General features: G+C 54.6%; 1 pseudogene. It reads right to left on the minus strand.

From position 1 onward, the window contains the following. Positions 1–238 (minus strand): annotated as a pseudogene (gene secY, locus SB816_RS34725) (preprotein translocase subunit SecY); the annotation flags it as partial.

The raw sequence follows: 238 nt of genomic DNA on the forward strand, positions 1-238 counted from the left end.
GAAGTTCGCCTTCTTGAGCAGCGATTCGTATTGTTGCGACATGACGTACGACTGCACCTGCGCCATGAAGTCCATTGTGACGACGACAATGATCAGCAGCGACGTGCCACCAAAATAAAACGGCACATTCCAGCGCAGCACCAGAAACTCCGGCAGCAGACAGACAAACACGATATAGATCGCACCGGCCAGCGTCAGACGCGTGAGGATGCGGTCGATATAGCGAGCCGTCTGATCG

The sequence above is a fragment of the Achromobacter sp. SIMBA_011 genome (assembly GCF_046535435.1).
Classification (GTDB): domain Bacteria; phylum Pseudomonadota; class Gammaproteobacteria; order Burkholderiales; family Burkholderiaceae_B; genus Achromobacter; species Achromobacter dolens.